Origin of the sequence: Streptomyces sp. NPDC093984 (genome assembly GCF_044764595.1) — a bacterium.
Taxonomy (GTDB): Bacteria; Actinomycetota; Actinomycetes; order Streptomycetales; family Streptomycetaceae; genus Streptomyces; species Streptomyces cynarae.
In genome coordinates, this window is record NZ_JBIWIM010000003.1 from 600968 (window position 1) to 620667 (window position 19700).

Sequence of the window (19700 nt, forward strand, 5' to 3'; positions counted from 1 at the left end):
CCGACGCGCCGGGGACCGCGGAGCCACCGCCCCGCCCCCGGCCGCGCCGCGCGAGCGGCCGGGGGTTCGGCGGCCGGGCCGACCTGAGACACCGTCAAAGACACTCGGTCCCTGTCAAAGACACTCCGTCCCTTGCCCGTTGAGTGACGCAATCACGACGGCATGCGACGGGGATCAGCCATCGACGGGATGTTGAACTTGCAAGTATTGATTAGGGCTGCCTAACCTGGGGGCTCACTCGGTTTCCGTCCCCCAGACCGGTCCGTTCGCGGACCGGACCAGACCGAAGGAGCCCCCCACATGACCGCACGCCTCAACCAGGCACAGCCCTACGCCCTCGGACTGTTCCGCATCGTCGTCGGCCTACTCTTCGCCTGCCACGGCGCCGCCTCGCTGTTCGGCGTCCTCGGCGGCGCGGCGGGCACCAACGGCGGCACCGTCCCTACCGGGACCTGGCCCTTCTGGTACGCCGCGGTGATCCAGCTGGTCGCCGGCGCCCTGATCCTTGTCGGTCTCGGCACCCGCGGTGCCGCGTTCATAGCGTCCGGCTCGATGGCGTACGCGTACTTCGACGTCCACCAGTCCAACGCCCTGTGGCCGATCCAGAACGGCGGCGAGCTGCCGGTGCTGTTCTGCTGGGCCTTCCTCCTGCTGGTCTTCACCGGCTCCGGGGCGCTCGGCCTAGACCGCCTGTTCGCCTCCCGGTCGGCGGCCGGCGAGAAGAAGCGGGCGGCGGAGCCCGTCGCGGCCTGATCGAGTTCCGTACGGACGGCGGCGCCCGCTTGCGGGCGCCGTCGGCGTGTTCGGCCTGTGCGGCGACCGCTTCGGGCGCGAGTCCGCTGGTGCGGCGACCGCTTCGGCCTCCGGCCGCTGGTGCGGCGACCGTCTCAGGCCCCCTCCGCACCGTCAGTCACCCCCGCCGCGTACGCTGTACGGCTGTCGAAGGCCGCTCCTGCCGCTCCCCCGCCACATCGCGGCACGTGGTTGCCGCTGGGGAGTCGTACGGGGAGTTCCGGTGATGGAGAGCGTGGGGTCGCTGGCCGGTGGTCCCTGGATCTACCCCGTGGTGGCCGTGTCGGTCCTGCTGGACGTCTTCCTGCCGCTGCTGCCGAGCGGTGTGCTGGTGATCACGGCGGCCGCCGGTTCCGCCGTCGGGCGGATACCGGACATCGTCGGGCTCACGTTGTGCGCGGCCACGGCGTCGGTCCTCGGCGACCTGGTGGCGTACGGCCTGGCCTGGCGCGGCGGTGAGCGTCTGGACCGCGCCATCGCCCGCTCCCGTCGCCTGACGCACGCACAGGAACGCCTCGGTGCGGCACTCGCGCGCGGCGGCGGCGCACTGGTGATCGTCGCCCGGTTCGCGCCCGCGGGCCGCTCACTCGTCTCGCTCGGCGCGGGCGCCGCCCACCGCCGCGCCCGCGAGTTCCTGCCCTGGTCGGCGCTGGCGGGCATCGCCTGGGCCGTCTACAGCGTGGCCCTCGGCTACCTGGGCGCCCAGTGGCTGGGCGCGAGCTGGCTGGCGACCGGCGTCTCGGTCGCGGCGCTGTTCGCGGCGGGCGCGGGCGCGGCCCACCTCATGCGCGGCCCGGCGTCGTCGAAGTAGCCTGCCGGGGCTGCCCGCCACGCACCTCGAGGCCGGCGAGCAGCTCCGCGGTCGCCGCGGCGACCGCGTCCACCGCGTGCTCGAACACCTCGCGGTTGTGGGCGGCAGGGGCACGGAACCCGGAGACCTTGCGCACGAACTGGAGCGCGGCGGCGCGGATCTCCTCCTCCGTGGCCTGATCGGGCAGGGCGGGCGGGCGGAGCGTCTTGATGCTGCGGCACATGACTCCAGTGTGGCCTCCTCGCCCCACGAGGCGAGGAGGGTTTCCCCTTCCGGCGGCGTCAGAGCGCGTGCGTCTTGGCCAGCAGCTCCAGGACCTCGGCCGTCGTGCCGGACTCGCCCAGGCGGGGGAAGATCCGCTCGAGGCTGTTCCGGTGCGCCTCCAGGGAGGCGTCGGCCATGGCGTCGGTGGCCGGCCTCGGTGAGGGTGACCAACTGGCGGCGGCCGTCGTCGGGGTCGGGGCTGCGCCGGACGGTTCAACTGTCCAGTTCGGACTGCGCAGGTTCACCTGAAGATTGACGGAGCCACATCCCGGGCCGGACGCGTGATCAACGAGACGGACGTCCGTTCGAGTGAACCGAGGGAAGAGGGTCGCACCCGAAAATCGAACAGGCGTAGCATTGGCCTGTGGCTGCGAGCTATGAGTTTCCGAGTGACCTCCTGGCCGGCCAGGAGGAGTTGCATCAGGTCCGGGCAGAGCTCCTGGCCCTGCTGAAGCGGCTGCCGTGGTCGGTCGAACCGCTGGACGGATTCAGCGACGACACCGGCTGGCGCAAGGTGGAGCGCCCCGCCTCCCCGGGTTGGACCGAGGACGAACAGGCGGAGGTGGAAAAGCTCCGCCGGCGCGAGCGGGAACTCGCGGTGTTCGTCTCCTGCCACCGCTTCTGGGACGAGGTGGCGGCCGAGAACAGGATGGACGCGCGGACGCGCCTGAAGCACGTGCACGAGGACGAGGGGAACGACGACCAGAAGGAGAACTGAACGCGAAGACCCCGGCCGGGAGCGGCCGGGGTCTTCGGGCTCGCGTGACGGTTTCGCCTGAAGGGGAGCCGCAGGCGGCGCTGTGTGGCTGGTCGGCCATCAACCACGTCAACGGCTCAGTGCGCCGACCGGATCCGACGTCGCGACACCCGCGCTCGGCCTCGGCGTCACCGATAGTCCTCCGGGTGGCCCTGCATCCACGTATTGATCTTGTCGCGCGTGCCGGCGAGCAGGCTCTGGTGCTTCTTGAGGTTCTCGAAGGACCTGTCGTCGCCCAGTTCGGCCCGCAGTTTCGCGATCCACGCGAGGGGTTCCTCGAAGTGTCCGGACCCCTGAGGGTCGGCTTTCATCGCCTCGTCGAGGCTGCTGAGCTCATCGAGCAGGCGCCCCAGGAAGTACTCGCAGTTCCCCGGGGTCGTGCACCCGTCGTTGTAGGTGGCCTGGAGCCGGGCGAACACATCGCGGACCTTCTCCGCGCTCGGTGCCGGTTCCGCCGCGCTCGGGGCGGACGGCACCTGGGTCGCGGGGGCCGATGCCGCCTGACGGACATCACGGGCGGGCGACTCCTCACCGGACGTCGTGCCTGGGCTGCTGGAGCAGGAGAGCAACAATGACGCCAGGACCACGACGAGCGTGGAGCCGCCGAAAGCCTGCCGTGCGCGCGTGCTGATCATGCCGCGTACGACCCCCTGGCGGGCTCCCTGGTTGTGCTGCCCGCCGGAACTGCACTGCGATTGCCAGTTCGTACATCGCGTCGGGAATACCCCCATGGGGTATATCGTTCGGGGAGCGAAGACCTGAGCGTGCGAGGGAATCGAGGGGAATCGAGCGATGGACCACAGCGCACATGAGCACGGACACGGGCACGGGCACGGGCACGAACATCACGAGCAGCATGCACTTGGCACCTCTTGGCGTACGGCCGCACAAGCCACGCTCCACTGCCTCACCGGCTGCGCCATCGGCGAAGTCCTCGGCATGGTCATCGGCACCGCCGCCGGCCTGCACAACGCGGCCACCGTCGTCATCTCCATAGCGCTGGCCTTCGTCTTCGGCTACGCGCTCACCATGCGCGGCGTGCTGCGCGCCGGGGTGCCGGTCCGGCAGGCGCTCAAGGTCGCGCTGGCCGCAGACACCGTCTCCATCGCCGTGATGGAACTGATCGACAACACCGTCATGGTGGGCGTGCCCGGGGCCATGGACGCCGGTCTCGGCCAGGTCCTCTTCTGGGCTTCGCTCGGCCTTTCCCTGGCCCTGGCCTTCGTACTGACCACTCCCGTCAACCGGTGGATGATCGGCCGCGGCAAGGGCCATGCCGTCGTCCACGCCTACCACTGACCCGCGCCCGACACAGGAGAGCCCCGGAAGTGGCCTGCACAGGCACTTCCGGGGCTCTCCCGCGATCATCCGGTGGGCGCGGACGGTTTCGAACCGCCGACATCCTGCTTGTAAGGCAGGCGCTCTACCCCTGAGCTACGCACCCGAGACGAGTCGACAGCCTACATTGCCGGAGGGGATGCCTCGCAAACGCGTAACCGGGGGATATCCCCACCCCCGATCCGGGAGCACGCCGGATCCTCGCGGGAGCCGTGGCTCCGTACCGTCGAAGTACTTCGGCGTTGAGGGCGTCCCGCCCTCCGGCTCAGGGGGAACATCATGGCTCGTACGACGGTGCCCGCGCGGCGCACCCGAGTGGTCGCCCGAGTGGTCGCCGTCGCGGGGCTCGCCGCCGTGCTCATCGGCACCGTCGCCGCCTGCGGGAACGACGCCCGCGACGACCCGCACCCGGACCACGCGGCCTTCGCGCTGCACGGCCGTACGCTGACCGTCGACTCCGACGACTCGGCGTTGGAGATCGTCTCGGCCGATGTGGACAAGGTGCAGGTCACCCGTTGGTTCCGGGGGACGGTCGTGGTGGGTGGGGATCCGCGTGTGACCTGGGCCATGAAGGGCGACCGGCTCGTGCTGCGGCTGAAGTGCTCGGGGATCGTCGCGGACTGTTCCGCGCGGCATCGGATCAAGGTGCCGCGCGGGGTCGCCGTCACGGTGGAGGACGGTGACGGGAGCGTGCGGGCGGAGGGCTTCGCCACGGCGCCGGACATCCGGACGCGGGACGGATCGGTGCGGGTGAGCGACTCCACGGGACCACTGGCGCTCGCCAGCGACGACGGGTCGGTGCGCGCGACAGGCGTACGGTCGCGGCGTGTGCGGGCGGCCACCAGCGACGGGTCGGTGAGTCTGGAGTTCCGTGACGTGCCCGACCGGGTGGAGTCCAGCAGCCACGACGGGTCGGTCGCCATCGCGCTGCCGCACAGCACGTATCGCGTGACGACGCACTCCGCCGACGGCTCCGTCCACGTGTCCGTCCCGACGGAGGCGAAGAGCTCCCACCTGATCGACGCCCGGACCCGTGACGGGTCGGTCAGCGTACGGACGGCGGGCTGAGCCGGCCGTCGCCGGCACGGCACACCGCCAACCGACCGTCGCGGTGCCGCACACCGCCAACCGACCGTCGCGGTGCCGCACACCGCGAACCGGCCGCCATGAGTCCGGCGGCACCGCGAACCGACCGGCCCGTGTGTTCGTCCTCTACCGGTGGGAGAATGTCACCGGGCAGGGTGGATCACGGTACGGGAGAGGGATGTGACGGCGACACCACGGCAGGAGTCCGACCGCGTCGCTCGGCCCGTCTCCGGAGTCCTCCTCCTCCCTCTCCTCGTCGCCCTCGTCCTCCCCGCCGCCTTCGCCTCGGGCGGTACCCGGCGGTGGTTCGGGGGGCGGGGCGAGGCTCAGCGGGCCGAGGCTCAGGGGGCCAAGGACGCGGCCGCCGAAGCGTTCTACGAGCTGGACACCGCTCAGCGGGATGTGCGGATCTCCGTCGAGACCATCACCGCTGTCGACGACTCCCCGGCCGCCCGCCGTGCCCTCGCCGACTTCGAGGCGCTCGGGCGGCGGATCGACGAGGTCAGCCACCGGTACATCCAGGCCGTGGACGCAACGGATCTCGACCGGGTGGATCTGGAGGCCTCCGCCGCTTCCCGGGCTCGGGCGGATCTCACCGCCGCCAGGGACGAGCTGGTCCGGGTCAAGCAGGAGCTGGATCGGTTCGCCCAGGGTCTCGGGCCGCTGCTCGACAAGGCCGAGACCCGGCTGGCCCGTCTCGCTCCGGCCGTGGAGCGCGCCCGGCAGGCGCTGCTCGCCGCCAGCAACGCCCTTGACGGGGTACGGGGTTCCGGGCTGAAGGCCGACGACCTGGCCGCCCGGCTGGCCGCCCTCGGCCCGGAGCTGACCAAGCTGAACCAGGGCGCGGGGCAGCACGGGGTGCAGCAGACGCTGGAGCGTGCCGAGCGGGTCACGCGGGAGGCGGCGGCGGTTCGGGCCGAGGCCGAGCGGCTGCCGGAGAAGGCGGCCGAGATCGACCGCCGGCTGGTGTCGCTGCGTACCCGGGCGGAGGCGCTGACCACGCGGGCCGGGCAGGTCGAGCCCGTGCTGAGCGAGCTGCGGCGCAGGTTCGCGGCGGCCTGCTGGCAGGATCTCCAGCACGTGCCGGAGCAGGCCGTCGAGAACGTAAAGCAGGCCGAGCTCAAACTGCGGCAGGCGCGGGGCGCGCGTGACGCACAGCGCTGGGCGGACGCGACCTCGCTGCTGTCGACCGTACGGGCGCTGCTGAACACCACCGACGAGGCCGTGTCGGCCGCCGGGGAGCGTCTGCGGCGGCTCAACGCCGTGCAGAAGGATCCGGAACAGGAGATCGAGCGCACCCGGTTCGCGATCCGGGACGCGCAGCGGCTGGCGATGGCGGGCCGTACGACGCCCGATCCGCGGCACGCCCGCCCGCTCGACGAGTCGGTGGCGCGGCTGGAGCGCGCGATCGCCACGCTGGAGGGCCGCCACCCGGACTACTGGCACTTCCTGACGGAGACCGAGGCGGTGCGGCAGACGGTCGCCCAGGTCGTGGTGCGGATCCGGGAGGAGCGGGGAGCCGGCCACTGAGCCCGGCCCCCGCCCCGGAGGACCACCGGTCAGGTGCGGTAGGCGTAGTAGTACGCGTTCGGGTAGGCAGCGATGAGGCTCGCCACCGACCTGCGGAGGGTGTTGTTGGAGTGGTACGTCACGTACGGGACGCCGCCGCTCTTGTAGGTGACGATCATCGTGTGGTCCTTGGACCCGTCCCGGTCGAAGTCCATCTGGAGCACGTCGCCGACTTCGAGCTGGTAGACGTTGGCGAGCGGCTTGGTCCGCTTGGAGTTCTGGGCGAACCAGGACCACTCGTTGACGCCGACGAACGAGTCCGACTGGATGTCGGCGTTGCCGAACCACTTCGTGTAGTCGTACACGTAGCCGGGAACGTGCTTCCAGCCGCCCGCCTTCAGGGACTGGCTGACGAAGTTGGTGCAGTCGCCGCCCGCGCCGTGCCCGTTGTAGTCCGGGTAGTCCTTGTTGTAGACCTTCCAGTACTTCTCGGCGTAGGCCGCCATGGCCTTGTAGTCGTAGGCGGTGCCGGTCTTCGGGACCGCGGCGGGGTTACGGGTCGTGGCCGCACGGGGGGCGTTCGGCATGCCGCCGTCGTCCGCGGTGGTGGGCGCCTTGACGGACGGCTTGGACAGCGTGTTCACCGCCATGCCCGCGTCGGTGTCGCGGATGCCGGTCAGCTGCCAGGTGCCCTGCCGGTCGGCCTGGAACGTCAGCTGGTGGTGGGCCTGGAAGCCGGTGGTCGTCGGCCCGTTGCCCTTGGCCTTCTCGTACGTCAGGGTGGTGGTCTCGGTGACGTCGACCGTGGCGTGCCGGCCCTTCACCCGCGTCCGGTCCAGCGAGACCGTGGTGTCGGCGTTGCTGTACTTCTCACCCAGCGCGGCGAGGCGGGACTTGCGGCCGCGCAGCGTGGACAGGGCGGAGTCCTCCTGGTGCGACAGCGTGGACGACAGGCGTACGTCGCCGGAGAAGCGGGACGCCAGCGGCTTGCCCCGTCCGCTGTCGCTCTTGTCGACCAGGGCGTCCGTACGGTCGGTGAAGACCGCGTCCGCCAGCCGCTGGAAGGTGGCCCTGGTCCCCGGGTCCACCGTGGGCTCCGCGACGCTCGCCGCGTTCGCGCCCCAGTTGGGCAGCAGCGCGGCGCCGGCGACGACCGATGCGGCGGCCGCGGTGACTATGGTCGCGCGGCGCCGCTTACGGCTCAATCTTCTTGATTTCAATGATGTTCCCCTCTACCACCGGTACTCCGATACCGGGGGCCGCATCTTCGCACGGCGTGTGTGGCTTGTGTGAAGGGGGTGGCCCAAGAGGCCTGGCGGAACGCCCGGTTGTCACTGTACGACGGTCGCCCAGTCCGGCGACTGCCCCGGGTCGAGGGTGCGGAGCCGCTCGAGGGTGGCGGGCTTCTGCACGTCCAGCCAGTCGGTCAGCTCCTTGAAGGACACGCACTTGACGCCCTCCTTCGTGCAGACGTTCTTGACGACCTGGTCGATGGCCTTCATGTAGATGCCGCCGTTCCAGTTCTCGAAGTGGTTTCCGATGAACAGGGGCGCCCGGCTGCCGTAGTAGACGCGGTTGAAGCCGGCCATGTAGGAGTCGACGGTCTGCCGCTCCCACTGGGTGTACTTCGTGGGGTCGCCGTTGGTCTCACCCTTGGACTGGTTGTAGAGGAAGTTGAAGTCCATCGAGAGGCCCTGGTACTTGCCGCCCTCGTAGGGGAGCATCTGCAGCGGGAAGTCCCAGATGCCGTTCTTCTTCGTCGGCCATATCTGGAAGTCGCCCGGGGAGCTCGCGTCGTAGCGCCAGCCGTAGCTCTTCATGGCCTTCAGCAGGTTGGGCTGGCCCTCCAGGCAGGGTGCGCGGCCGCCGGTGACCTCCCTCTGGAAGTCGAAGGGCAGCGGCGCGATGTTCTTGTCGCCGGTGTTGGTCTTCCAGTTCTGCACGAAGGAGTAGAACTGGTCGATCTCGCTCTTCCACTCCTCCACGCTCCAGTCGCCGCCGCCCTTGGCGCCGCAGAAGTGGCCGTTGAAGTGGGTGCCGATCTCGTTGCCCTGGTCGTACGCCAGGCGCAGTTGCTGCAGGGTGTCGCGAATGTGCTCGTCGGTGGCGTAGTCGATCGCCGCGGCGCCCACCGGGTGCTGCGGCGGGTGGTAGAGGTCCTTCTTGCTCTTGGGCAGCAGGTAGATGCCCGTGAGGAAGAAGGTCATGTGGGCGTTGTACTGCTCGGCCATCTCCCGGTAGTGGGAGAAGAGGTGGTCGTCGCCCTCCAGTGCGCCGTCCCAGGAGAAGACGACGAACTGGGGTGGTTTCTCGCCGGGTTTGAGCGGTTTCGGCTTCAACTGGCCTTTCTGCGGGCCGGTGTACGAGGTGGAGCCGTCACCGATGATCTTCGTCTTGCCGTCCCACTTGGGTTCCGTGGTGGGCCGGGGAGTGAATCCTCTGCCGATGCTGTTGCCGGCGTCCGCCGTGGCGGTCGCCGCGGTGCTGTCCGGCCGGGACACCGCCAGGAAGGTCACCGTCACCGACGCGACGGCGAGGAGGGCCGCCAGCGTCATGAAGCTCGGGCGGCTCTTCCACTGGTCGATGCGGGACGAGCGAGGGCGGCGGCGACGGCCGTTTCTCGTGGTCATGGGCGGCTCGTTCTCCGAGGAGGAAGGTGGGGGGTGGCGTGCTCGGCCGGTGGCGTCAGCCGAGCGGACTCATGGCCGCGGACCAGATGCCGTAGGGGGCGCCGTCCTTCGGCGGGCCGGCGACTCCCTTAAGCGGCAGTGGTTCGAGGCTCTTGGACAGGTCCATGCGGTAGGCGACCACCGCGGTGGACACGGACCGGGCCGTGCCCACGTACCAAGAGGCCGTGTCGTCCTGGGCGGTTCCGGCCTTCCCGGCGACCTGCGCGGAGGCGGACGCCGCGCCCGGGTGGGCGGCGCGGAAGGAGTCCTTGAGCGCCTCGGTGACCTCCCCGGCCACCTGGGCGCCCACCGCGCGGCGGGGCTTCGGCGCGTTCAGGGACACCGTGGCGCCGTTGCGGGTGACGCGCCGCACCGAGTACGGCTCGGTGTGCGTGCCGCCCGCGGCGAACGTGGCGTATCCGCTCGCCATCCGGATCGCGCTCGGCGTGGAGTTGCCCAGGGACAGCGCGGGCACCTGGGGTCCCATGCTGTCGGGCAGCAGCCCGGCCGCCTCCGCCGTCTCGCGCACCTTGTCGAGGCCGGTGTCCATGCCGAGTTGCATGAACGGCGTGTTCACCGACTGGGCGAGGGCCTGGCGCAGGGTGATGTGCCCGTACGACTTGTTTCCGTCGTTGTGGGCGGAGACCTTCTTGCCGCTGCGGTCCCAGTAGGGCCCCTCGGGGGTGGTGACGGGGATGTTGTCACGGCCGTCGTAGACCGACTCCGGGGTGACCGGGGTCGCGGGCCCGCCGCGCGTCTTGTGGACGCCGTGTTCCAGGCCGGCGGCGTAGACGAACGGGAGGAAGGCGGAACCGGCCGGTACGGTGGCGGCGTTGGACTCGTTGTAGCCCTGGGTGCGGTGGTCGGGGCCGCCGTAGACGGCCAGGATCCGGCCGTCGGTGCTCACCGAGGCGGCGCCGAAGTGGGCGGTCGGCGCCGTGTCCGGGTGGTCCTTCCGCGCCTGTTTGCGTGCCTTGTTGACGGCGTCGGTGAGCGTCCCCTCCCGCTTGCGGTCGAAGGTGGTGTAGATCTGGTAGCCGCCGAGGTCGAACTGCTGGTCAGAGATGTGCGCGGCCTTCTTGGCGTAGCTCGACGCCAGCTCCACCAGGTAGTCGCTCTGCTGACCGGTGTCATAGAGCGGGGCCTGCTTGAGCGGCTCGGGGAAGGTCGCGTACTTGGCCCGCTCGGCCTTCGACAGCTTGCCGAGCCTGACCATGCGGTCGAGGATCCACTTCCAGCGTTCGACGGCCCGGTGGTGGTTGGCCTTGCCGAGGGTGGGGTCGTAGAGGCCGGCACCCTTGAGCAGGGAGGCGAGGAAGGCGGCCTGACTCGCGTCGAGCTGGCTCACGTCCTTGCCGTAATAGGCCTGGGAAGCGCGCTGGATGCCGTAGGTGCCGCGGCCGAACCAGCTGGTGTTGAGGTATCCCTCGAGGATTTTGTCCTTGCTCATCCTGTTGTCGAGCTTGAGGGCGATCATCGCCTCGGTGAATTTGCGGCTGATGGTCTGGTTCTGCGTCAGATAGACGTTTTTCACATACTGCTGGGTGATGGTGGAACCGCCTTCGGTATCCCCCTCGCCGACCGTCTTCCACAGGGCGCGGGTGATGCCTTTGACGGATATGCCGGGGTCGGAGTAGAAGCTTTCGTTCTCCGCCGCCAGCACCGCCCAGCGGACCTGCTCGGGTATGTCCTTCAGCGGCATGGCCTGTCGCTGCACCCAGCCGGTGCGGGCCATGGGCGTGCCGTCGGACCAGAAGTAGACGTTGTCCTGCTGGGTGGCGTACGAGTTGAGGTTGTCCGGTATGTCGGTGACGGCGTACGCGACGACCAGGAAGACGCCGCTCAGACCGAAAGAGGTGAGCACGGCGCCGAGCCACTGCCGCCATGAGGGCATCCAGCGGCGCCAGCCGACGCGGCCCGGCCGCGGATAGACGGGCCTGAGCCGGCGGGCGTACGGGGTCAACCGCTGGGCGTACGGTGTCAGTTTGCGGACGTACGGCGTCACGAACGAGGTGACACGGGCGAGGGCGGAGGGGCGTGCGGCCTTGCGCCGCTCGCTCCGAGACCTGGGCGCCTCCGGCGGGCGGGGCATCCGCAGTTGCATGGTCTCGTCCGGGGCCACGGGCCTGACGGCCTTCAACTGCATGGTCTCGTCCGGCGCCGGGAGCGCGACGGCCTTCAACTGCATGGTCTCGTCCGGCGCGAGGGGCCTGACGGCCTTCAACTGCGTGCTCTGGTCCGGCGCCGGGGCCCTGACGGCCTTCGACTGCGCGGCCTGGTCCGGCGCCACGGGTTCGGCGGCCCTCAACTGCGCGGCGTCGTCGGCATCGGAAGGCGCCCCGGCTTTCAACTGCATGGTGACGTCCGGGTCGAAGGGCGCCTGCGACGGGTCGTCGGCCCCGGTGCGGCGGTCCGTACGACGGTCCGGACGGCCGCCGTCCTGGCTAGCCACGGCACGCCCCGGTGTGCGGACGGCTCTGGGACGGCCTGTCACCTGTTCGATGCCATGCCTCGGTCACGACTGCGTCTCCCTCCGCACTCGGAATTGCACGCGCGGTAGATGCAGCGGCCGGACATGCGGCAGCGAGCCCCCCTCCCCGACCTTGCGGCTCATCGCGGCTTCCTTAAATTAGCAGCGACCTTTGTGATGTCCTCGATCAGGTACCGGCCAGTAGGTGGTCACGGAGAGAATATTAAGGAGATCTTGAGGAGATCGTGCGGCATTCACAAAGCGGTGCGGAGCGCCGGAAGTCCTGTGATCGCCGGTGAGCGCCCGTTAATCTGTGCACATGCCACGCTATGAGTACCGCTGCCGTACCTGCGGCGACACGTTCGAACTGAGCCGTCCGATGGCGGAGTCCTCCGCCCCCGCGAACTGCCCGCAGGGCCACGACGACACGGTGAAGCTGCTGTCCACCGTGGCGGTCGGCGGCACGGCGTCCGCACCGGCGCCCGCACCGAGGGCGGGTGGTGGCTCGGGGGGCGGCTGCTGCGGCGGCGGTTGCTGCGGCTGAAACGCCGTCAGCGATGGCTGCTGCCGTCAGCGGCGGCTGCCGCAGGCCGAGGCGCCGTCAGCGGCGGCGGGCCAGGGTCAGGCCGTCCGCGATCGACAGCATCACGCTGTCCACCCGGTCGTCCGCCTTCACATGGGCGTTGAAGTCCCTGATCGCCGCGGCGAGCCCGGTGGCGTCCGGGTCCGTCACGCCGCCGTGGTAGAAGACGTTGTCGACCACCAGCAGCCCGCCGGGGCGCGTGCGCGGCACGAGTTCGTCCCAGTAGGCGACGTAGTTGTCCTTGTCCGCGTCGATGAACGCCATGTCGATGTGCGGCTCGGCCGGCAGCCCCCGCAGCGTCTCCAGCGCGGGGGCGATCCGCAGTTCGATCCGGTCGGCCACGCCCGCCTTCTCCCACGCCTCCCGCGCGTGCCGCGTCCACTCCTCGGAGACGTCGCAGGTCAACAGCGTCCCGCCGGGCGGCAGCGCCTGCGCCATGGACAGCGCCGACAGCCCGGTGAAGGTCCCGACCTCGACGATCCGCCGCGCCCCGGTCAGCCGCACCAGGAAGGCCAGAAGCGGCCCCTGCTCCTCGGCGACCTGCTTGCCGGCCACCAGCGGCAGCTGCGTGTGGGTGACCTCGACGAGCATCCGCTGCACGGGGTCCAGCGGCGGGTTGTGGCCGAGCATGTACCCGTACAGCTCGTCCGTCAGCGGCGTCCCGTTCCCCTTGGCCACCCGGCCCTCCTCCTTTTCGGCTCCTTCGCCTCCGGGGCGCCGCAGTACCGATATGCGCCTACCGGCGCGTGGCGGTGTCGAGGGCGCGCCCCTACGGCTCACTCGCGGCGGACTCGGCGGCCAAACCCCCGGAGGCTCCCGGCTCCCCTCCACCGTAGCCTCGAAGGTCCCCGTGCCGGGACCGGTCAGGCCTCCTTGGTCGCCTTCAGGAACTCCCGCAGGATCCGCTCCCCGGCCACCACGCCCCGCTCCGGCAGCGCGCCGATCCCGGGGGCCGTCCAGCCGCTGTCGGCCAGTTCGCCGTGGCCCGGGCGCCAGCCGCGGTCCACGGCGAGCAGCAGGTCGGCGTCGAGCAGCGAGTCCCCGGCGGCCAGCGTCAGCGTGGCGCCGGTGCGGCGGGCGACCTCGCGCACGGCCGCGCTCTTGGTGAGCGGCTTGGGAACCGCGTAGATCTTGCGGCCCTGCAGCGACACCGTCCAGCCCCGGTTCTCCGCCCAGACGGTCAGTTCCTTCACCCATTCCTCGGGCAGCAGCTCCCGCTCGACGACGAGGTAGGCGAACAGGTCCTCCGCGACCCGGTGCTTGCGCACCCAGACGGGGTCTGCGGTGGCCGCCAGATGCTCGCGCACCTCGGCCAGCGGCGCGCACTCGTCCGCCAGCCGGGCCAGCACCGCGGCGTGCCAGTCGAGGTCCGTGACGCCGTCGACGAGCAGATGGCCGCCGTTCGCGCAGATCGCGTACGCGGGGGTGGGGCCCGGCAGGTTGATGCGCTGGTACTGCTTGCGGGTGCGGGTGGTGGTCGGTACGAACACCGCCCGGTCGCCGAGGTCGGTGAGCAGCCCGGCCGCGGTCTCGGTCATGTACGACAGCGGCCTGCTCTCGTGGACCTCCACGCACAGCAGCCGGGGCGCCCGCGCGTCCGGCATGGTCAGTGCGAGCGCCGCGGAGGAGTAGATCAGGGTGCGGTCGAGGTCGCTGGCGACCAGTACGGGGCTCATCCGGCCACCGCCTTGCCGTCGGCGCCCGTCGCGCCCCGCGTGTACCGGGGGTGGATCAGCCCCACGCAGGTGTACGGCAGCCCGTCGACCTCCTCCACCGGCACGCCCCGCTGGGCGGCCAGCAGGCGCACATGGTCGAGGTCGGCGCCGGCCCCGGCGCGGGCCAGGATCTTCCACGGCACCCGGCGCAGCAGCACGCGCGTGGTCTCGCCGACGCCCGGCTTGACCAGGTTCACGTCGTGGATGCCGTACTCCTCGCTGATGCGCTCCACGGCCGCCCAGCCCTCCCAGGTGGGCGTACGGTCACCGGCCAGCAGTTCCTTGGCCTGGAGATCGACCGCCTCCTCGACCTCGGTGAAGCGGGCGGAGACGGCGTCGAGGAAGGCCACCGAGACATCGGCTCCCGCCAGCTCGCGGTAGAACTTCGCGCCGTGGTAGTCGTGCGGGCCGACCAGGTCGGCGCGCAGCACCGTGCGGGAGATCAGGCCGGAGACCGTGGAGTTGAGACAGGCGGACGGGATGAGGAAGTCCTCCCGGGTGCCGTACGTCCGTACGCACGAGCCCGGGTCGGCGAGCACCGCGATCTCCGGGTCGAAGCCGGTGATGCCGTCGGGCGCCTCGAACTCCCTGATCGCCTCGGCGAGTTCCCGGGCGATGGCGCCCTTGCCGGTCCAGCCGTCGACGAAGACGACGTCGCTGGGGTCGTACCGGTCGGCGAGGTAGCGCAGCGCGTTGGCGTCGATGCCGCGGCCGCGCACGATGGACACCGCGTAGTGCGGCAGGTCGAGGCCGTGCCGGTGCTGCGCCCAGCGGCGCATGAGGACCCCGACGGGGGTGCCGGCGCGGGCCAGGGAGACCAGGACGGGCCGTGGCGACCGCTCGGCGAGGATCGTCTCGGTGACCACTCCGACGGCCTGGGCCAGACGGGTGGCCGAGGCATCGAGGGCCGTGTGGAACAGCTCCTGGTACTGCTCGCTCGGCTGGTACTCCACCGGCAGCGACTCCGCGTAGTGCGCGCCGCCGCTCTGGATGGCCTCCTCGCGCTCCTCGGTCGGCGCCTCCAGGGTGACGTCCGAGAGGTCCTGGAGCAGCCAGCCGACCTCGTCGGGCGCGTACGAGGAGAAGGCGGGGCCGCGGAGGGGCTCGGGCAGCATGGCGGAACTTTCTGACGAGGCGGCGACGCGCGGGGGCGGCGCGGGGACGTAGGCGGGGACGACCGCGAGCAGGACGTGCGGGGTGTGCGCGGCGAGCCGGTCCAGGAGCCCACCGGGGGCGTGCAGTCGGGGGGTGTCGGCCACGGAGTCCACGACCGCGACGACGGCGTCGAAGCCGGCGCCCGCGACGTTGTAGGCGTAGCGCTCGCCGGGGCCGTCGGCCGGGTCGTCGTGCGCGGGGAACACGATGCGGGTGCGTATCGCGTAGCCGGGGTCGTCGACCGCGAGGACGGGCGAACGGGTGGTGGTGGAGTAGCGGACCTCGGCGGGCACCGTCTCCTCCAGCTCGCGGGCGAGCCTGAGCGGCGCGTACATCAGCTCCTCGAAGCCGAGTACGAGGACGCGGCGGGCGCCCGCGGGCAGTGCCCGGGCGAGCCGCGCCGCCATCGCGGGCAGTGCGCGCTCGAGGCGGGAGCGGTGCTCGGGGGTGAAACCGTGCCGTCCGCCGTCGGGCAGCCCGTGGGGCCAGCCGAGGTCGACGCGGGTGATCGTCCCGTGGGCCTTTGCGTGGCGCACGGGCGTCTCGTGCCGGGCGACCAGTTCCTGCCCCTTCTCCAGGACGCCCTCGGGCAGCTTCACCGAGCCCGAGGCCGCGGCCACCAGGTCCACGCGGGCGCCGATCTGCCGGGCGAAGTCCTCGAGCCGGCCCAGATCGGCGGGCGAGCGCAGGTCGACCAGGGCGACGACGACGTACCGCTCGCGCGGGTACCGCTCGTGCAGGTCGCGGATCGTGTTCATGACCGTGTTGCCGGTGGAGAACTCGTCGTCGACCAGGACGAGCGGACCGTCGCCCGCCAGCAGCGCCGGGTCTTCCGGGAGCAGCAGGTGCGAGGTGGCGTGGGAGTGGGACTCCTCGAAACCGCCGGCGCGTGCGACGCCGTCGACGGGGCGGCGGGTGGAGTGCAGGTAGGGCACCTGGCCGAGGCCGTCCGCGACGGAGTGGCCGAGTCCGGTGGCCGTCTCCGCGTACCCGAGGACGACCGCTCGGCCCGCCTCCTGCTCCCCCAGCAGGTCCCGCACCCGCCGGCCGAGCGCCACCCCGTGGCCGTGGACGACGGACGGGGACTGCGGGACGTGTTTGCCCAGCACGTTGGAGACGAGCAGGTGGGCCCGCTTGGGGTTGCGGCGCAGCGCGAGCCCCAGCAGTTCCGTCAGCCGCTCGTCGCCGACGAGTTCGACCCCGAGCCGCTCGGCGACCCAGGTCCCGGACCAGACCACGTTCTTCATCGGTTCCTTCACGGCTGTCACTGCGGCAGCCCGGCGGCCAGCAGCTCGACGAAGCCGACGTTCTCGTTGGCGACGCCGAAGACCTCGGCGCGGCGCAGGGTGCGCTCGGCCCAGGCGCGGTGCGGCTTCACCTCGTTCATCTTGTTGGTGTAGGCCGAGCGCAGGACGCCGCCGCCGAGTCGCTCGGGCCGCAGGATGTCCTGGGCGTCGCTGTACTCCTCGTGGCTGACGACCGACAGCGCGTGCACCGGCATCACGTGCGAGGGGTGGATGCAGGTCTTGCCGAGCAGGCCGTTGGCGCGGTCGAGGGCGATCTCGCGCAGCAGCCCGTCCATGTCGTGCTCGATCAGCGTCTCGCGCAGTTCCTCGACGTGGCCCTCGAGGAAGGGGCTGCGGCGCAACTGCGGTTTGAACATGCGCTCCTGGACCCGGAAGTACTCCCACACGGGCCCGGTCACCGTGAACCCGGTGCCGTCGGCGCGGCCGAGGACGTTGACGACGTCGGCGATCACGGAGGCGACGATCTGGACGTCGTAGGCGGTCATGTCGGGGGCCCGGCGCAGACCGTACGAGGAGCAGAAGTCGGTGACGCCGAGGCGCAGCGCGAGGACGCGGTCGCGCCACTTGTCGACCGTGCGGAAGATCCCGTCCAGGGTCTCCCGGCGCGACTCCAGGTAGAGCAGGTCGGGCGACTCGAGGACGGGCATGGCGAACAGGCGGCGCCCGCTCGCCGTCTCGGCCGTGGTGAGCGCCTCCAGGAAGGGGACGCCGCGTTCCTCGGTGAACTTGGGCAGCACGAAGCCGGACAGCAGCCGGACGGCCGGGCCGAGCCGGGCGACCAGGTCCGGGATCTGCTCCGGGACGCGGACGCGGACGAAGAGCAGCGGGAGTTCGGCGTCCGTGGGGGTCCCCCCTGCTCGAGCGGAGCCGAGAGCTTGGGGGAGCGAGGCCAGGTCGGTGAACTGCCGGACCAGGTTCTCCTCCGCGGGCGCGACCTCCGCGTCGTCGATGGAGTCCTCCAGGCACAGCACCATGGAGACGACACCGCGGGCCGCCTGCTTGACCACGTCGTCGGCCAGGTGCGGGCGGGTCGCCGGACTGTAGAGGGTGGCGCCGAGGGCCGCCGCGAGAACGGGGGCGGGCGAGTCGGCGGTGAAGACGGCCGGCTCGCGGTAGAAGAGGCGCTGCCGCTCCTCAGGGGCGATGTGCCCGAAATGACGCATATGACTCCCCCGTGATGCAGGACTGCCCGGAAAGACGTGGCCGGTAATAGTACGTACAACTCCGTGTCATGAGTTCCCCTCGGGCATGAAGTTCAGGTAACTCGGCCGTGTCGACGACCGTGCGGAGAGCAGGCGGACGGATGGCCCCCGCGTTGTCGTGATCAGGACGGAGAGGGCAGGATGACGGGCATGACGCACGCGATGCTGAAGGGGTCGAACGTACTGCTCGAGGCCACGGCGGTACGGGCGGTGCTGCGCTGGGCGCCGGGGCAGGGCGTGCCCGAGGTCGACGCCTCGGCGCTGCTGCTGGGTTCCGACGGTCGTGTGCGGTCCGACGAGGACTTCGTCTTCTACAACCAGCCCCGGCATCCGTCCGGAAAGGTACGTCTGCTCGGGAAGAAACGGGAGACGGACGGGCTGACCGACACCATCCAGACGGACCTGGCGGGCGTGGAGCCCGGGGTGGGGCGGATCCTGCTGGTCGCCTCGGCGGACGACGTCACGTTCGACCGGGTACGGGGGCTACGGATCCTGCTGTACGACGCGGGGGTCTCCGAGGGGGAGCCGCTGGCGTACTTCGACGTCAAGCCGGAGACGGGCGCGGAGACGGCGCTGATCTGCGGGGAGCTGTACCGGCGGGGGGAGAACTGGAAGTTCCGGGCGCTGGGTGAGGGATACACCAACGGGCTGAAGGGCCTCGCGAACGACTTCGGCATCTCGGTGGACGAGTCGGAGGAGGCGGCGGCGTCGGCCGTGCCGGACATGCCGGACGTCCCGGTTCCCGCGCCGGAGTCGCCGGTCCCCGTGTCGGAGGCGTCGGTGCCGTTGCCGCCGGAGCGGCCGGTGGGGGCGCCTGCGGCGTACGGGTACCCGGCGGAGGCGGGGACTGCGGTCGTGGCTGCGCCTGCGACTGCTTCGGCGCAGCCCGCGTACGGGTATCCGCAGCCGGCGTACGGGTATCCGCAGACTGCGCCGGTGCCCGCGTACGGGTATCCGCAGACGGCTGTGCCGGTGCCGGACCCCGACTTCAAGCTGCCGCCGCAGGGGCCGCAGTTCATCGGGCGCCAGGGGTAGACGCACCCGGTGGCTCCGGTTGCCCGGGGGTTGGTTCCACCGCTCGGCGGTACGAGGCGCCTCCCCCGGCGGGGGTACCCACAGCGCCCACCCGTGCCGCCCTGGGGGTCCCCCCAGGCCGTGCCGTTGAGGCTCCGGGGGAGGCACGGTCGCCCCCGCAGCCACGACGGCCGACGCTTGCCCGCAGCCCGCGTACGGCGGCTACGCCTTGGTCTTGTAGCCGCGGCCCCACTGGAGGCCCCAGCCGTACAGGCGGTCCAGTTCCGCCTGGAAGCCGTAGACGAACCTCACCTCTCGACGGACGATGAGCTCGCCCTTGACGTTCTCGATGAGGACGACCGCGCAGGAGCGGGCCTGGGGGTGGCGTTCGTCCAGGCCGATCTCGATGCGGGGGCCGCTGCTCGGGTAGAGCGTGACGTGGGCGTGGGTACGGTCGAACGCCGGCGTCTGGTCGTAGATGTAGACGAAGATCAGCAGCCGCTTGAAGTCGTCCCGGTGGTCGAGGTTGACGAAGATCGTCTCACCGGAGCCGGAGCCGAACCGGTCGTCGCCGCTGAGCTTGATGTACGGCGGGTCGTTGAGCTCCCCGAAGAAGCTGCCCAGCGGCTGCACCACGCCCTTCGTGCCGTCGCTCAGCTCGTACAGGCACCCCAGGTCGAGGTCGACGTTGACCATGCTCTGGGTGTGCGCCTGCACGACCTCGGGGGTGAAGAACCGCAGCGGGTTGCGGAGCAGGCTGCCGCGCTCGGGGCCGCCTATGTCGGACGTCCGCATGCGCCACGACAGGTTGATGCGCAGGTTGCCGCTCGCCGCGCCCTGCTTGGTGAGCGAAACCCGGTGGTGCCGCTTGGTCAGTTCGATCGCGTTGGTCGCCGCGCTGCCCGAGTCGAAGTCCATCGCGCGCCCGCGCCACACGCCGTCCCAGAAACCCATGCCCGCCCCCTGCACCTACACGTCCCACCGGTTCCACAGCCGCGGGGCGGCCGTCGAGGACGCCTCCTCGCGAC

General features: G+C 71.0%; 18 protein-coding genes, 1 tRNA gene and 1 pseudogene. 8 read left to right on the top strand and 12 right to left on the bottom strand.

Annotated features, from left to right (window positions below; genetic code table 11):
- Window positions 1–300 precede the first annotated feature (300 nt).
- Both ACIRC0_RS14905 and ACIRC0_RS14910 read left to right on the top strand, forming a co-directional pair.
- On the top strand, window positions 301–753 hold the full coding sequence (locus ACIRC0_RS14905; RefSeq protein ID WP_403615973.1) for a DoxX family protein: 453 nt from the start codon (window positions 301–303) through the stop codon (window positions 751–753).
- 262 nt (window positions 754–1015) lie between these two features.
- Entirely contained in the window at window positions 1016–1603 is a 588-nt protein-coding gene (locus ACIRC0_RS14910) for a DedA family protein (protein ID WP_403615975.1), read from the top strand.
- Here the strand turns inward: ACIRC0_RS14910 and ACIRC0_RS14915 are convergent.
- Window positions 1575–1826 (bottom strand): DUF2277 domain-containing protein, encoded by a 252-nt coding sequence (locus ACIRC0_RS14915; RefSeq protein WP_403615978.1) that lies wholly within the window; start codon window positions 1824–1826, stop codon window positions 1575–1577. The genes ACIRC0_RS14910 and ACIRC0_RS14915 overlap by 29 nt on opposite strands.
- A 58-nt stretch (window positions 1827–1884) precedes the next feature.
- Window positions 1885–2016 (bottom strand): annotated as a pseudogene (locus ACIRC0_RS14920) (hydrolase); the annotation flags it as partial.
- A gap of 215 nt (window positions 2017–2231) precedes the next feature.
- Between ACIRC0_RS14920 and ACIRC0_RS14925 the strand changes: the two are divergent.
- Window positions 2232–2585: a hypothetical protein gene (locus ACIRC0_RS14925; RefSeq protein ID WP_403615981.1), complete on the top strand. Its 354-nt coding sequence runs from the start codon at window positions 2232–2234 to the stop codon at window positions 2583–2585.
- Between the two features lie 167 nt (window positions 2586–2752).
- On the opposite strand, the gene ACIRC0_RS14930 is transcribed toward ACIRC0_RS14925, so the two are convergent.
- Window positions 2753–3259, bottom strand: a complete 507-nt coding sequence (locus ACIRC0_RS14930) for a hypothetical protein (protein WP_403615984.1) — start codon at window positions 3257–3259, stop codon at window positions 2753–2755.
- Window positions 3260–3416: 157 nt separating this feature from the next.
- Between ACIRC0_RS14930 and ACIRC0_RS14935 the strand changes: the two genes are divergently transcribed.
- A complete protein-coding gene (locus tag ACIRC0_RS14935) occupies window positions 3417–3923 on the top strand; it encodes a DUF4396 domain-containing protein (protein ID WP_403615987.1) in 507 nt (168 codons plus the stop codon).
- A gap of 73 nt (window positions 3924–3996) precedes the next feature.
- Here the strand turns inward: ACIRC0_RS14935 and ACIRC0_RS14940 are convergent.
- Window positions 3997–4068, bottom strand: a tRNA-Val gene (locus tag ACIRC0_RS14940).
- A gap of 173 nt (window positions 4069–4241) precedes the next feature.
- On the opposite strand from ACIRC0_RS14940, the gene ACIRC0_RS14945 reads away from it, so the two are divergent.
- Window positions 4242–5030: a DUF4097 family beta strand repeat-containing protein gene (locus tag ACIRC0_RS14945; protein ID WP_403615989.1), complete on the top strand. Its 789-nt coding sequence runs from the start codon at window positions 4242–4244 to the stop codon at window positions 5028–5030.
- A gap of 198 nt (window positions 5031–5228) precedes the next feature.
- Complete coding sequence (locus ACIRC0_RS14950) at window positions 5229–6578, top strand: hypothetical protein (protein ID WP_403615991.1); 1350 nt, start codon at window positions 5229–5231, stop codon at window positions 6576–6578.
- A 29-nt stretch (window positions 6579–6607) separates the two neighbouring features.
- Here ACIRC0_RS14950 and ACIRC0_RS14955 read toward each other — a convergent pair whose 3' ends face one another.
- The 3 genes from ACIRC0_RS14955 to ACIRC0_RS14965 form a co-directional block, all read right to left on the bottom strand.
- Complete coding sequence (locus tag ACIRC0_RS14955; RefSeq protein WP_403615993.1) at window positions 6608–7762, bottom strand: amidase domain-containing protein; 1155 nt, start codon at window positions 7760–7762, stop codon at window positions 6608–6610.
- A gap of 126 nt (window positions 7763–7888) precedes the next feature.
- Window positions 7889–9187, bottom strand: a complete 1299-nt coding sequence (locus ACIRC0_RS14960; protein ID WP_403615996.1) for a hypothetical protein — start codon at window positions 9185–9187, stop codon at window positions 7889–7891.
- Between the two features lie 55 nt (window positions 9188–9242).
- On the bottom strand, window positions 9243–11414 hold the full coding sequence (locus ACIRC0_RS14965) for a transglycosylase domain-containing protein (RefSeq protein ID WP_403616508.1): 2172 nt from the start codon (window positions 11412–11414) through the stop codon (window positions 9243–9245).
- 601 nt (window positions 11415–12015) lie between these two features.
- On the opposite strand from ACIRC0_RS14965, the gene ACIRC0_RS14970 reads away from it, so the two are divergent.
- Window positions 12016–12240, top strand: a complete 225-nt coding sequence (locus ACIRC0_RS14970; RefSeq protein ID WP_366024281.1) for a zinc ribbon domain-containing protein — start codon at window positions 12016–12018, stop codon at window positions 12238–12240.
- Window positions 12241–12297: 57 nt separating this feature from the next.
- Here ACIRC0_RS14970 and ACIRC0_RS14975 read toward each other — a convergent pair whose 3' ends face one another.
- The 4 genes from ACIRC0_RS14975 to ACIRC0_RS14990 all read right to left on the bottom strand — a co-directional run bounded on the left by ACIRC0_RS14975 (window position 12298) and on the right by ACIRC0_RS14990 (window position 17619).
- Complete coding sequence (locus ACIRC0_RS14975) at window positions 12298–12957, bottom strand: O-methyltransferase (protein WP_403615999.1); 660 nt, start codon at window positions 12955–12957, stop codon at window positions 12298–12300.
- A 185-nt stretch (window positions 12958–13142) separates the two neighbouring features.
- On the bottom strand, window positions 13143–13955 hold the full coding sequence (locus ACIRC0_RS14980) for an HAD family hydrolase (RefSeq protein ID WP_403616002.1): 813 nt from the start codon (window positions 13953–13955) through the stop codon (window positions 13143–13145).
- Complete coding sequence (locus ACIRC0_RS14985; protein ID WP_403616005.1) at window positions 13952–16396, bottom strand: phosphoribosyltransferase; 2445 nt, start codon at window positions 16394–16396, stop codon at window positions 13952–13954. The genes ACIRC0_RS14980 and ACIRC0_RS14985 overlap by 4 nt, the downstream gene beginning before the upstream one ends.
- Window positions 16397–16413: 17 nt before the next feature.
- Window positions 16414–17619, bottom strand: coding sequence for an HpcH/HpaI aldolase/citrate lyase family protein (locus ACIRC0_RS14990; protein WP_403616008.1), 1206 nt, complete (start codon window positions 17617–17619; stop codon window positions 16414–16416).
- 189 nt (window positions 17620–17808) lie between these two features.
- Here ACIRC0_RS14990 and ACIRC0_RS14995 point away from each other — a divergent pair, with 189 nt between their 5' ends.
- Window positions 17809–18693 carry a TerD family protein gene (locus tag ACIRC0_RS14995; RefSeq protein WP_403616011.1) on the top strand — a complete coding sequence of 295 codons (885 nt, stop codon included), beginning with the start codon at window positions 17809–17811 and terminating at the stop codon, window positions 18691–18693.
- Between the two features lie 201 nt (window positions 18694–18894).
- Here the strand turns inward: ACIRC0_RS14995 and ACIRC0_RS15000 are convergent, their stop codons facing one another.
- Entirely contained in the window at window positions 18895–19626 is a 732-nt protein-coding gene (locus ACIRC0_RS15000) for a Tellurium resistance (protein ID WP_403616014.1), read from the bottom strand.
- Between the last annotated feature and the right edge of the window lie 74 nt (window positions 19627–19700).